This window comes from Nocardia sp. NPDC004151 (assembly GCF_042874235.1).
GTDB lineage: Bacteria > Actinomycetota > Actinomycetes > Mycobacteriales > Mycobacteriaceae > Nocardia.
In genome coordinates this window covers 149,061-162,314 of record NZ_JBIAMR010000007.1, presented here as the reverse complement: position 1 = coordinate 162,314, position 13,254 = coordinate 149,061, and the positions used below count along the sequence as shown (strand labels likewise).

Below are 13,254 nucleotides of genomic sequence, written 5' to 3'. Positions count from 1 at the left end.
GCCTGTTCAGGCCCGTTGCGACGCGGGCGACGCCTTCTCCCGCTTCACGCGCTGCCCGTGGATCACCGACAACGCGTGCTTGCGGGCGAGGGGCCCGAGGGCGTCGTCCAGCTCCCCGAACAGCGTGCCTGCCGCCTCCCCGTTCCATGCCGGGGGCAGCACCGACAGCGGCAGCCCCGGGTCGCGGTAGGGCAGCCGCCGCCATTCGGTGAGCATCGGGACATACAGTGCGAACGCCTCCTGCGTGGTCATGCCGCCGGAGGTCACCTGGTACAGCACAGGCCGATACCGCTGCAGGAAGTCCGCGTACAACTGGGTGAGTTCGGCCAGATCCCACCACTCGCGCACCTTCGACCGCATGTCGCCGAATCCGAGATGAGTGCCCGCGAACATGTCCACGTATCCCGACAGGCCGCGCCGCTCGAGCGTCTGGCGCGTCTCACGGGCGAGCGTCCCGGGTCCGATCCAGACCCCCGGCGCGGCGGTGCCGAAGCCGAGCCGGGTCAGGCTCGAACGCAGCGCGTGGCGCTGCTCGCGTTCGGACTCCGGCACCGAGAAGACCACCAGGATCCAGCCGTCTTCTTCGGATGCCCTGGCGCGCTGGAAGATTCGCACATCGCCTTCGGCGAGAACCTCGAGCGTCGACTCGGACAGCGAATATCCGGCCGCACCGGCGTTTCGCTCGCTGACCAGCACACCGCGCCGCTTGAGCCGGGAAATCGAGGAGCGCACCGCCTGGGCGTCGAGACCCACGTCCCCCATCAGCTCGATCACCGACGCGGTGGACAGCCAGTTGCCTTCGGCGCGGGCGCACAGACCGAAGATGGTGATGATCACCTGGGCGAGGCGGGCGTCACGGCCGCGACCGTTCCCGAGTGCCGCCTCCGACTCTGTCGTCATATCTGCACCATACGGTCCCCGGTTCACTGCGCGCGAATCATTCCTTCCTGCAGAACCGTGGCGACGTGCCGGCCTTCCCGGTCGTAGAACCGGCCGTAGCCCAGCCCGCGGCCATCATCGGCGGCGACCGCCTCCTGGACGTACAGCAGCCAGTCCCCCACCGGAGCGGGACGGTGGAACCACATGGCGTGATCGAGACTGGCCGTGGTCAGGCCCGGACGCGCCCACGGCAGATCCAGCACCCGCAGCACGGGTTCGAGAATGGTGTAGTCGCAGACGTAGGCGAGCGCCGCGACATCACGCTGCGCGTCGGTGAGCCCGGTCACCGGCCGCAGCGGATCGAACGGTTTCACCCACACCGCCTGATGGGGCGCGCGCTCTCCGTCGACGGTCAGATAGACCGGGCCGGGTACATGCCGCATGTCGAAGCTGCGCCCCGCCGACCAGTACTCCTTGGACTCGGCGGTCATGGTCCCGCCACTGCGCGCGGCCAGATAATCGGCTGAGCTGGGCAGGTTTTCGGGGCCGCGGACGTCCGCGGTGAGCTCGGCGGCGAAGGCGCCGCCCGGCTCGCCCGCGGCGAAGTTCGCCAGGCACACGTACACGGGCTTGCCGTTCTGGTAGCCGCGGACCTGGCGGGTGCTGTAGCCGCGGCCGTCGCGCAGCAGTTCCACCTCGTAGCGCACCACCGCGCCGATGTCGGCGGGCCGCAGGAAGTAGCTGTGCATCGAGTGCAGCGTCTTGCCGTCGCCCACCGAGCGCATCGCCGCGGCGGCGGCCTGGGCGACCACATCGCCGCCGTACGCCTTCGGCCAGGGGCAGGGCTGCGTGGTGGCGTCGAACGCCACGTCGAAGTGCTGCGGCTCGGCCGGGTTCAGCGTGACGGCCGCGGTGAAGATCGCGGATGTGGGCAGGGTGCGGGTGGGCATCGATTCTTCCCATCGAGCGGGCCGGTGGCCACCGGCGAAGGATTCCAACAATTATCGCGCCAACTTTTCGTTCGTCACAGTACCTCTATATTCTTGTTCGCGCTGGTGCTCCATCTGGCCATCAGTTCGTTGGACGGCAGGCTCTTGTCGAGCAACTTGCGGGCCTGCGCGACGCCCGAGACCGGCAACCCGGCCGGATCCAGCAGTCCGATCTGCACCAGGACGCTCGCCTGGTCCCAATAGATGTGCTCGTTGTCGAGTTTGTCGTTGCGGAAGGTGACGATGGCGACCAGCGGCACCTCCACGTAGCGGCCCGTGGGCGCGATGCCCGGCAGCATCCAGTCGATCTCCCGGTCGTGGGTGAAGCAGAACAGCTGCTCCTCCACGATGCGGTCGGCCCCGATGGTGCGCGAGATCGGAATCGACTTGGTGTCAGCGGGATTCGCGTGCACGAAGTGATGGGCGTAGAACCGCGACAGATCCCGCTGCCCGACACCGCCGGTGAGGGTGGGGATGTGATTGACGTACGGCTCGGCGACCATGGTGGCCATGGTCGCGGGAACGTCTCGGGCCTCGAACTCGTAGTAGATGTGGCCATCCCACAACGCCGACAGGTCGTAGCGTGGACCGATCGACTGCCGGATCACCTCCAGCGTGCGGGAGTACGCCATTGCGGTGCTCAACGGTTCGTAGGTGTCGCGCCCGAAGGTCGCGAACGCGTGGTCCACGCCGGCGTAGTCGTAGACGCGGACGCGATCGTTGTCCGCGAAGGCCGCGCGAATCGCGGCGCGGGCCGGTTCCGGGCAGTAGGGGTCGAGTTCGGCGAGATGGAAGGTCATCGGGACCGCCAGTTTGCCCGCCGCGTCGAGGTGTTCGTGCACGCCGACGCCGTAATAGCTGACCGCGCAGTCGATGGGCAGTCGCAGCGCCGCCAGATAGGCGAGCAGTCCACCGAGGCAGTAGCCGAGCGCGCCGACGCCGCCGGCGTGCTCGTCCCGCGACCGCAGCGCCGCCACGGTGTCGCCGATGTCCTCGACCGCGCGGTCGAGGTCGAGTTCATCGCGCAATCGCAGCCCGCGGGCGAAACCCGCCTCGTCGTATCCGAGTTCGACGCGGTGTTCCGACCGCCAGAACAGGTCGGGCACCAGCACGACATAGCCCTCGGCGGCGTAACGGTCGGCCATCTCGCGCATGTAGTCGTTGATGCCGAAGATCTCTTGCAGCAGCACCAGTCCGGGACCCGAGCCCCGTTCCGGCACGGCCAGGTAAGCGGCGAAGCGCTCGCCGGACTTCTTGATGACGTCGATGTACTCGCCCATATGTTTGGTTCCTTCGTAGCGGCGCCCGGTCGGCGGGCGCCCGTTCACACGAAATCGGGATGGTCGGCGGCCACGCGGTAACCGCCGGAATGAAAGACCAGCGGCTGGCCCGCACTGGTGTCGAAATGCTCCACCTCACCGATGAAGATGACGTGGTCGCCCGCCTCCACGCGCTGCACGGTCCGGCACTGGAAGCGCGCGATGCTGTTGTCCAGCAACGGGACTCCCGCGATGCCGTCGTGGTGGGCCACTCCCGCGAACTTGTCGGGTGCGGGGGTGGCGAACTGCCGCGACAGCTCGTGCTGATCCGCGGCGAGCACATTGACCGCGAAATGCGTGGCCGCGACCAGATCCGGCAGGCTCGGCGCCTTCTTGGCCGGGCACCAGGCGACCAGCGGCGGATCCAGCGAGACCGAGGTGAACGAGTTGGCGGTCACCCCGAGCTTGCGGCCGTCGGGAGCACGCGAGGTCACCACCGTCACACCGGTCGCGTACTGGCCGAAGGCGTTGCGCAGCGCGCGCGGATCGACCCCGCGGGTGTCGGCGAGCACCGCCGCGAGCATGCGCTCGGCGTCGGTGCGGTCGAACCACCAGTCGTGCAGGGTGCTGGGGTCGTCGAAGCCGGTAGCGAACAACCCTGCCACCGCCGGCTCGTCAGCCCCGGCCCGAACCAGGTCCAGGACGTGTTCGGGGGTCTCGGTGAGCATGCGGTTGGTCCATGCCACCGACCACCGGCCCCAACTGCGCCAGAACGATTCGAACACCTCGTGCATCCAGTCGGTGTCGAAGGCCCGCGTGCCGCGCTGCAGGATCGCGTCGAGGTAGATGCCTGCGGCGTGCACGGCATTGTTGGCACCCTGCGCGGTCAGCGGGTCGTTGAGCACGACCGCGTCGGCCAGTCCCAGCACCGGATGTCCCGCGGCGGTGAACGCCACCGGTCGGCGCACCGTGGGTGTCAGGCGGCCGCGCAGCACGCCGCCGTCGTCGGTGAGCTCGACCTCGCTCGCCCGGGCCGCGACCTTCGGGAACGCGTCGCCGAGCACCTCGAGGCAGCGGGTCAGATGATCCTGCGGGTTCTGGACGTCGTCGAAGCGGTCCATGGGACCACCGGGGACAGCCTCGAGGACCAGGATCGAGCACGGGCCCGAGGTGGTCAGCGCGGGCAGCGTGATCACCTCCCCCACGCCCGGCATCACCGACACGGTGAGATCGGCGCCGCTGTCGTCGGGCAACAGGCCACAGACGTAGGCCACGGCCAGCGCACGGCGTGGCCGATCATGCGGCGAGCGCGCGCGGTCGCGCACGAACATCCGGCCCAGGTCACCCGCCCCGGTCGCCACGATGGTCAGATCGTGCTGGGCGGCAAGGGAATCCAGACGTTCCGGGGTCACGTCCTCGACCTGGAAATCACCGCCTTCGGTACGGAATGCCTCGATCAGGGCGGCGCACGCCACCCGCTGGTCGATCGAACGCGCCGGGCTCTGGAGCGCCGACACGACCGTGCCGACTCCGTCAACGCTCAGCGCCAGCCGGTCGATGGCGGGCGCGTCACTGTCGTCGGCGTCGACGATCCGGTTCATGACGCGCAGCGCGGAGCCGAACAGGCATTGGCTCGACAGCACCGGTCCGGTGCGGACCTGCTCGGAGGTGCGGTCCCCGATCAGTGTCACCGTGACGCCGTGACGCCGAAGTCCCAGCGCCAGCAACGCTCCGGCCTGGCCCGCGCCGATGATGGCAACGCGGCGGGGTGGGCGGGTGTTCATGCCACCGGGGTGAGGTCGCCGAGATACGCACGCGCACCCTCGGGGTCCATGAACCAGTGGAAGAAGTCGCGAGGATCGTCGAATCCGTTGGCGAAGCGGCGGGCGATCCGGGTCTGCTCACCGGCCGCGCCGAGCAGCGCCATCGCGTGTTCAGGCGGGGGCATCAGCATGCCGTTGGTCCAGTTCACCACGTATTGGGCGTAGTCCCAATACCTTTCGAAGGTGTCGTGCATGAACTGTCGATCGAAGGGCCGGTCGCCGTGCTCGAGGATGCTCGACAGGTAGGACGACGCGCATTTGGCGGCGTTGTTGGAACCCTGTCCGGTGATGGGGTCGTTCAGCACGACCACGTCGGCCATGCCGAGCACGGGCGCACCCGAGGGCAGCACGCCGACGGGACGGCGCACGGTGGGCGGAAACCGGCCCGCGAGCACGCCCAGATCGTCGGTGAGGGCAAGATCGCGGCACCGTTCGGCTTCCCACGGCAGGTAGGTGTCGACGATCTTCTTCGCGATCTCGAGGTGCTGCCCGGGATCGGTGACACCGCCGAAGCAATCCATCGGGCCGCCGGGCACGCCCTCCATGACCATGATCTCGCAGGGGCCGGAGGTGGTCAGGGCAGGGAACACGAAGTACTCGCCGATGCCCGGAATCAGATTGAACGACACCGCCGAATACGGTTCGCGCGGCGTCATGCCGGTCACGTAGGTCAGTGCCAGGGCGCGCTGCGGACGGTCGAATGCCGAACGGTCCGAGTCGCGTTCGAACATCTTCGCGATGTCACCCTTGCCCGCGGCGACCAGGACCAGATCGGACTCGCGCGCGTAGTCCTCGAGGTCGTCGAGGCCGGCGTCGTGGATGTCGAGACGTCCGCCCCGGTCGGTGAATTCGCGCATCCAGCGCGGCATCTTCACTCGCTGGTCGACCGACTGCGCGGGCAGGTCCAGGCGGGCGGCCCAGGAGATGGCTTGGCCGCCGTTGCCGTCGGGCACGGTGAAGCCGATGCCCTCGACATCCGGGCACTCCGCGGTCCAGAAGTCCAGTCCGAGTGCGCGTTCGCGAGCGAGCGCGCCGCCGAACATGCACTGGCTGGAGCTGACGCGGCCCGTGAGAATCTCGTCCGCTGTGCGGTTGGAGACGATCCGGACGTCGTAGCCCGCGTCCAGCAGTCCGATGCCGAGCTGCAGACCGGATTGCCCAGCCCCGATGATGGTAATGGTACGCATTGTGTTCCTTCGGTTTTCGATGTCGGGTCAGGACGCCGGGACGGGCGCGAGGCGCGGGATGGCGCTCTCGGCGCGCTCGGGACCCAGCGCGGAGTAGCCGCCATCCACCGCCCACTCCGCGCCGGTGACGAACGAGGCGGCGTCCGAGACCAGGAAGGCGATGACGCGGCCCACCTCGGCCGGATCGCCGACGCGGGCGAGCAGGTGGAAGGGCGCGGCGACGGAATCGGTGTGCGCGCGGTCGCCGCCGGAAAGTTCGTCCATGATCTTGGACCAGGTCCAGCCCGGGCTCACCGCGTTGACCCGGATCCCGTCGGCCGCGTAGTCCATGGCCATGCTGCGGGTGAGCTGCGCGATGGCGGCCTTGCTGGCCGGATAGGTCCACCGCCCCGTCTGCGCGACCTTGGCCGAGATCGAACTCAGGTTGACGATCGTGCCGCGCGTGCGGGCCAGTTCGGGGCGGGCGGCGCCGGCGAACAGCGCGGCGCCGACGAGGTTGACCTCGAGCGTGCGCAGCCAGGTCGCGCGGTCGGTGTCGGCTCCGTCGTCGCCGTACGAGCACGCCAGATTGACCAGGATGTCGAGTGCGCCGAAGCGTTCGACCGCGCCCGCGACGCACTGTTCGATGGACTCGTCACTGGTGATGTCGGTGCGGACGAACACGGCCCGGTCGAAGCGATCGGCGACCGCCGTTCCGCCGTCCTCGTCGATGTCCGCGACGACGACCTGCGCCCCGGCCGCGATCAGTTCACCAACCACGCTCGCCCCGAACAGGGTCGCGCCACCTGTGACGATGGCGGTCTTCCCCGCCAGCGAGATGGGGGGATTTGGCATCTTGCCCTCCGATTACACTCGGTGCTGTGACCCGAGTCACGGTAGGGAGCAGCCGGTCGCGCAGCTATCCCGCAAACGCGGAACCTGTCCGCCCACCGCGTATTCGACCGATTTCCGAGACGCGCGGCGGCAGCATGGAACAAACTCATAGTGCGAATTCATGACGATAGTTGTGAATGCGATATGAGAATGCGAAGTACCTGGAGGCCGGATGACCGTTGACGAGCGCCCGCTCGCCGCACACTGCCTGGCCGCGTCCGGCGACCCCGATCTCGTGCGCGCCGCCGTCGGCGAGGCGTTCTGCGATCACCGGCTGTCGCCACTGAGCGGCGGCACCGGCCTCGACGCCCACTTTCACGGCCTGCGCTGGAGCGGTTCGGGCGTGTACTACCTGGAGTACGGCGCCGACGTCCGCATCGACCCGCGCGACATCGACGACTTCTATCTCATCCAGGTGCCGCTCGTCGGCCGCGCCACGATCACCGTCGGCGCCGAGAGTTTCACATCCACCCCCGAGGTCGCCTCGGTGCTGGAACCCGGGCCCCGGGTCTCCATGTCGTGGGAGGGCGCGAACCGGCAGCTGCTACTGCGCCTGGATCGCGGCGCCGTACAGGACACGCTGCGCAAGAAGCTCGGCCGAGAGCCGGTCGCGCCCTTGGCATTCCAACCGCGTATGGATCTCACGACGCCCGCCGGGCGCACCTGGCGCGGGATCCTCGAGCTCCTGGCCGAGGCCGTCGGCGGGTCCGCGGCGCCGGACTCGATTCCGGTCCGCGAATTCGAGGGTCTGCTGGTCAGCCAGTTGCTGCTCGGCCAGCCGAACAACTATCGCGATGAGCTCGAGGGCCACCCAGGGCCCGTGGTGGCCCGGCCCATCGCCCGGGCCGCGGAGCTGATCGACGCGCACGCCCACGAACCGTTGACCATCGACGACATCGCCGACGCGGTCGGCGTGGGCACCCGGACGCTGCAGGACGGCTTCCGCCGCTACTACGACACCACCCCGATGGCATACCTGCGCGATGTCCGGCTGCGCCGGGTGCGAACCGATCTGTTGCAGGCCGATCCGGCCACCGCGACGGTCACCGATATCGCGATCCGATGGGGATTCCTGCACGCGGGCCGGTTCTCGGTGCTGTATCGCAGCCGCTACGGCGAATCACCCTCACAGACGCTTCGCCTGGAGCACGATCGCGCGGCCCGCGCCTAGGCACACGCGTTCTCGCCGAACGCTCCCTTCGGACGGAACGAGAACGTCACCACGACAAGGATCCCCCCGCCCGATGTCCGGACGGGGGGATCGTGCGATCCACTCAGTGTTGCGAGACCGGCTGCCAGCGCCGCCCGCCATCGGCGGAGCCTTCGGCCGCGCGGATCAACTGCAGACGCGGCGGCGGTCCGTCGGTGCGGCCACTGGGCGGCTTCCGGTTGCCCGCCCGGAAGGGCGCGGGCCATTCGGCCCCCGCACCGCGGTAGCCCTGCTCCACCGCGGCGTGCAGGGTCCACTGCGGATCCCACAGGTGCGCACGTCCGATGGCGACCAGGTCGGCGCGCCCGGCCAACAGCACCGAGTTCACGTCGTCGTAGGACGAGATGGCCCCGACGGCCACCACGGCGACCCCGTAGGGCACCCCGATCTCCTGCCGGATCCGGTCGGCGAACGGTGTCTGGTAGCTGCGCCCGAACGCGGGCTTCTCGTGCTTGACCACCTGGCCCGACGATACGTGCAGCACGTCCGCGCCGTGTTCGGCGAAGGCGCGCGCGATCTCGACCGCGTCGTCGACGGTGGTGCCGCCCTCGGCCCAGTCGGTGGCCGAAATACGCACCGACAGCGGCAGATCCGCGGGCCACTCCTTCCGGACCACGTCGAGGACACGCAGCGGGAACCGCAGCCGGTTGGCGAGGGACCCACCGAATTCGTCCGTGCGGCGATTCGCCAGCGGTGACAGGAACGACGACAGCAGATACCCATGGGCGCAGTGCAATTCGAGCAGGTCGAACCCGGCGCGGGCGGCCGCGCGCGCGGATTCGGCGAACTGCGCGGTGATCTCGTCCATCTCCGCGAGCGTGATCTCACGTGGCGCGCGACTGTCCGGACCGTACGGCAGCGCGGAAGGGCCGACGACGTCCCAACCGCCGGTCGCCAGCGGATCGTCGATGCCCTCCCACATCACCTTCGTGGACCCCTTGCGACCCGAATGGCCCAGCTGCACACCGATCTTCGCGTTGGACCTGGTGTGCACGAAGTCCGTGACGCGCGCCCAGGCCAGCTCCTGTTCCGGTGTGTACAGGCCCGCGCATCCGGGCGTGATGCGCCCTTGTGGGGAGACGCAGACCATCTCGGTCATCACCAGGCCGGCGCCGCCGAGCGCCTTGCCGCCCAGGTGGACCAGGTGGAAATCGTTCGGCACCCCGTCCACGGCGGAGTACATGTCCATCGGCGAGACCAGGATTCGGTTGGGCAGCTCGATGCCGCGCAGCCGCAGCGGGTAGAACATGGGCGGGCGGGCCTCACCGGCCCCGTCCCGCGCCGATTCGTCCTGGCTCGACAAGTACCACCCGTCGATCCGGTCGACGAATCCGTTGTCGCGCAGCCGCAGGTTGTCGTAGGTGATGCGGCGACTGCGGGTGAGCAGGTTGAACGCGAACTGGTCGGGCGCCTGCTCAGCGTACTGCCCTATAGATTCGAACCATTCCAGGCTGGCCTGCGCCGCTCGCTGGATGGACTCCACGACGGGCTTGCGCTCGATCTCGTAGGCGGCGAGTCCGGTGGCGACGGAGTCGTTCTCGTGCAGGCAGGCGGCCAGTGCGAGCGCGTCCTCCATGGCGAGTTTGGTGCCCGAGCCGATGGAGAAATGCGCGGTGTGGGCGGCGTCGCCGATCAGGACGATATTGCCGTGCCGCCAGGTCCGGTTACGGACGGTGGTGAAGTCGATCCACCGGGAATTGTTGGCCTGCAGCCCGTGACCGTCGAGCTCGTCCGCGAAGATCTCCGACAACAGCGCGATGGACTTCTCGTCGTTCTCGCCGGGCTGGAATTCACGGTCGGCGAAGGCGTCGAAACCGGCATCGCGCCAGACCGACTCGTGCATCTCGACGATGAAGGTGCTCTGCTCGGCACTGAACGGATAGCCGTGCACCTGCATCACGCCGTGGGGCGTGTGCGCGATGAAGAACTCGAACGCCTCGAACACCCGGTCGGTGCCCAGCCACATGTACTTGTTGTGGCGGCGGTCCAGGTCGGGTCCGAAGACGTCCGCGAAACGCGTGCGCACCGCCGAGTTCAAGCCGTCGGCCGCCAGTACCAGATCGTGAGTCGCCGCGAGTTCTTCGACATCGGGTGCGACCGAACGGAAGTGGATGGTGACGCCGAGGTCGGCGCAGCGCCGCTGCAGGATGCCGAGCAGTTCCTTGCGGCTCATGGCCGCGAAGCCCTGGCCGCCGGAGGTGCGGACCTCGCCCCGATAGTTGATGTCGATATCGCTCCAGCGGGCGAAGCCTTCGCTCATCGCGCGGTAGATGTACTCGTCGGCGTGTTCGATGCCACCGAGCGTCTCGTCGGAGAAGACCACACCGAAGCCGAAGGTGTCGTCGGGAGCATTGCGCTCCCAGATGGTGATGTCGTGGGTCGGGTCGAGTTGTTTCATCAGGGCGGAGAAGTACAGCCCTGCGGGCCCACCGCCGATCACTGCGATACGCATGGAAGCCTCACATTAACTGGGTCGAAGTCGGTTCGGAATCGATTGGCACGCCGGCGCGCAACGCGGCGGCGAGGGAAGCGGGCCACGGCCGGGAGCCGCCGGTGGCGTCGGGTGCGTGCACGGCGGTGAGCGAGCCGCGGGCGGCGATGGCGGGCGGTTCCGCCGTGTGCGTACGGGTCTCGGCCGGAATCCGGCGGATGACGAAGTCGTAGCGGACCGAGGAACGGCCGACGGCGGCGACGGTCAAATCGATGGCCGCGGTGTCACCGAACCACAGACGCTCCAGGTAGTCCACCTCGTACCGGACCCGCGGAATGCCGCCGAACAGCCCACGCAGCCCCAAGGATTCGAGCAGCGCCGCCTCGGCCGCCTCTACCCACCGCACCACCGTGCCGTGGTGGTAGTGGCCCGCCGCGTCGGTGTCCTGCCAGTCGACGACGCGGTGCACGACGATGCCGGTCATCGCACGGCCCACCGTTCCCGCAGGCGATAGCGCAGCAGCTTGCCGCTGGGATTGCGGGGCAGCTCGTCGGCGAATTCGACACTGCGGGGGTATTTGTAGGGCGCCGCGGTGTTCTTCGCGAAGAGCTGCAGTTCGCGAATCTTCGCGTCGTCTCCGGGGACTCCGGGGCGCAGCACCACCACCGCGTGCACGATCATGCCGCGGTCCTCGTCCGGTATCCCGATCACCGCACTCTCCACGACGTCGGGGTGCTGATCGAGGACCGCCTCGACCTCGGGGGCTCCGATGTTGTAGCCGGCGGAGACGATCATGTCGTCGTTGCGCGCGTGGTACCAGAAGTAGCCGTCGGCATCGCGGGTGTAGGTGTCGCCGGTCAGGTTCCAGCCATTGCGGACGAACTCCCGCTGGCGGCTGTCGGCCAGATAGCGGCAGCCGGTCGGGCCGCGCACGGCGAGCCGGCCGGGGGTGCCGTCGGGCACCGGATGACCATCATCGTCCTGGATCTCGGCGTGGAATCCGGGGACGACGCGCCCGGTGGAACCGGGCCGGATCTCGTCGGCGGCGGCGATGAACACGTGCAGCATCTCGGTGCCGCCGATGCCGTTGATGATCGCGAGCCCGGTCCGGTCCCGGAACCGCTCGAAGACGTCCAGGGGCAGATGCTCACCCGCCGACACACAGCGCCGTAGCGATCGAAGGCGGTCGGTGTCGTCGCGTTTGAGCAGCGCCTTGTAGGCGGTCGGTGCGGTGAAGAGCACCGTGACCGAGTACTTCTCGATCGCCGCCACCAGCGCGTCGGGCTCGGGCTTTTCCAACAGAGCCACCGACGCGCCCACCGCGATCGGGAAGATCACCAGCCCACCGAGGCCGAAGGTGAAGGCCACCGGCGGCGTTCCGGCGAAGACGTCGTCACGGTGCGGGCGCACGACCCGCGCGGAGAAGGTGTCGGCGATGGCCAGCACGTCGCGGTGGAAGTGCATGGTCGCCTTGGGGATTCCTGTCGTGCCCGAGGTTGGGGCGAGCAGGACGACGTCGTCAGCGGCGGTCTGTACGTCGGCGTAGCCCACGGGTTTCGTTGCGGCCCTGCGGATCAGGTCGTCCGCGCCCGGACCACCGAACGCGCAGATCGGCAGTCCGGGATCCGCCGCGGCCAGTTCGCCCAGCAGCCGGTGGTCGCACAGCGCCAGCGCGGGACGGGTCAGCTCGATCAGTTTGGCCAGTTCGGGTGCGCGCAGCAGCGGCATGGTGGTCACCACCACGCCACCAGCCTTGACCACACCGAACCAGCAGGCGACCAGCCATGCGGTATTGGGTGCGCGCAGCAGGACGCGGTTGCCGGGGACCAGGCCGTAGTCGTCGGCCAGCAGGTGCGCGATCTGATTCGCGCGGTCGAGAAGGTCTCCGTAGGTCCAGGTTTCGGTGTCGGCGTGCAGGCACGCCCGCTCTCGGCCGTGGGTGGTGACCGCCGCGTCGAGCAGGGCGGTCGCGCAATTGAGCCGGTCCGAGTCCCGCGGGCCGCTCGGATCGAGGATCAGGTCGGGCCACTCGGCGGCGGGCGGGAGGCGGTCCCGGCAGAAGGTGTCGTCGTGTGCGGAGGGTGTGAGCATCGGACTCGGCCCCTTTCGAACTGCTGAGCCGAGCTCAGGACCGGTCGGAACCCAGGGCGGCCACCGCTTGGATCTCCACCAGCGCCTCGGGCTGCCAGAGCGCGGTGACGCCGACACCGGCCATGGCCGGGTACGCCTCCCCCACCAGCTCCCGCCAGATGCGGCCGATCTCCCTGCCGACGGCCTGATAGCCGGGGATGTCGAGCAGGTAGATGGTCACCGAGAGCAGATCCTGCGGCGTGCCGCCGGCGGCCTCGAGCGCGGTGAGCACGTTGGTCAGCGCCTGCCGGAACTGGGCGAGGATGCCGCCCTCGACGATCGTGCCGTCCAGCGTCAGGGCGGTCTGCCCGGCCAGGTGAACGATGTCGCCGCAGCGGGTGGCGTGGGAGAAGCCGGACGGTTTCACCAGTTCGGGCGGATTGATGTGGTCGACGAACATTTCGCCTCTTTCTCGCTGAGACCCACCGGGCGGCGAGCCGATTCGATTGGGGGTGGCTCGCACCACAATATGG

Annotated in this window: 11 protein-coding genes; 1 reads left to right on the top strand and 10 read right to left on the bottom strand. The window is 68.8% G+C overall.

Features of this window, described 5'->3' with window-relative positions; translation table 11 throughout:
* Positions 1-6: 6 nt before the first annotated feature.
* The 6 genes from ACFYTS_RS17990 to ACFYTS_RS17965 form a co-directional block, all read right to left on the bottom strand.
* Positions 7-900, bottom strand: coding sequence for a PaaX family transcriptional regulator C-terminal domain-containing protein (locus ACFYTS_RS17990; protein ID WP_387305473.1), 894 nt, complete (start codon positions 898-900; stop codon positions 7-9).
* A gap of 23 nt (positions 901-923) precedes the next feature.
* Positions 924-1,829 (bottom strand): acyl-CoA thioesterase domain-containing protein, encoded by a 906-nt coding sequence (locus ACFYTS_RS17985; protein WP_357276983.1) that lies wholly within the window; start codon positions 1,827-1,829, stop codon positions 924-926.
* 74 nt (positions 1,830-1,903) lie between these two features.
* Positions 1,904-3,148 (bottom strand): dienelactone hydrolase family protein, encoded by a 1,245-nt coding sequence (locus ACFYTS_RS17980; RefSeq protein WP_387305471.1) that lies wholly within the window; start codon positions 3,146-3,148, stop codon positions 1,904-1,906.
* 44 nt (positions 3,149-3,192) lie between these two features.
* Positions 3,193-4,911: a flavin reductase gene (locus tag ACFYTS_RS17975; RefSeq protein ID WP_387305469.1), complete on the bottom strand. Its 1,719-nt coding sequence runs from the start codon at positions 4,909-4,911 to the stop codon at positions 3,193-3,195.
* Positions 4,908-6,137, bottom strand: coding sequence for a styrene monooxygenase/indole monooxygenase family protein (locus ACFYTS_RS17970; protein WP_357276989.1), 1,230 nt, complete (start codon positions 6,135-6,137; stop codon positions 4,908-4,910). Before ACFYTS_RS17970 ends, ACFYTS_RS17975 begins: the two co-directional genes overlap by 4 nt.
* 27 nt (positions 6,138-6,164) lie before the next feature.
* Positions 6,165-6,971, bottom strand: coding sequence for an SDR family oxidoreductase (locus ACFYTS_RS17965; RefSeq protein WP_387305466.1), 807 nt, complete (start codon positions 6,969-6,971; stop codon positions 6,165-6,167).
* A 211-nt stretch (positions 6,972-7,182) separates the two neighbouring features.
* On the opposite strand from ACFYTS_RS17965, the gene ACFYTS_RS17960 reads away from it, so the two are divergent.
* Entirely contained in the window at positions 7,183-8,181 is a 999-nt protein-coding gene (locus ACFYTS_RS17960; RefSeq protein WP_387305463.1) for an AraC family transcriptional regulator, read from the top strand.
* 103 nt (positions 8,182-8,284) lie between these two features.
* On the opposite strand, the gene ACFYTS_RS17955 is transcribed toward ACFYTS_RS17960, so the two are convergent.
* Genes ACFYTS_RS17955 through ACFYTS_RS17940 form a run of 4 tightly spaced genes read right to left on the bottom strand, consistent with a single transcriptional unit; the run spans position 8,285 to position 13,181 of the window.
* Positions 8,285-10,672 carry a bifunctional salicylyl-CoA 5-hydroxylase/oxidoreductase gene (locus tag ACFYTS_RS17955; protein ID WP_387305460.1) on the bottom strand — a complete coding sequence of 796 codons (2,388 nt, stop codon included), beginning with the start codon at positions 10,670-10,672 and terminating at the stop codon, positions 8,285-8,287.
* Between the two features lie 7 nt (positions 10,673-10,679).
* Complete coding sequence (locus tag ACFYTS_RS17950) at positions 10,680-11,135, bottom strand: thioesterase family protein (protein ID WP_357276997.1); 456 nt, start codon at positions 11,133-11,135, stop codon at positions 10,680-10,682.
* Positions 11,132-12,742, bottom strand: coding sequence for an AMP-binding protein (locus ACFYTS_RS17945; RefSeq protein WP_387305457.1), 1,611 nt, complete (start codon positions 12,740-12,742; stop codon positions 11,132-11,134). Before ACFYTS_RS17945 ends, ACFYTS_RS17950 begins: the two co-directional genes overlap by 4 nt.
* A 34-nt stretch (positions 12,743-12,776) precedes the next feature.
* Positions 12,777-13,181: a RidA family protein gene (locus ACFYTS_RS17940; protein WP_357277001.1), complete on the bottom strand. Its 405-nt coding sequence runs from the start codon at positions 13,179-13,181 to the stop codon at positions 12,777-12,779.
* Positions 13,182-13,254: the final 73 nt, after the last annotated feature.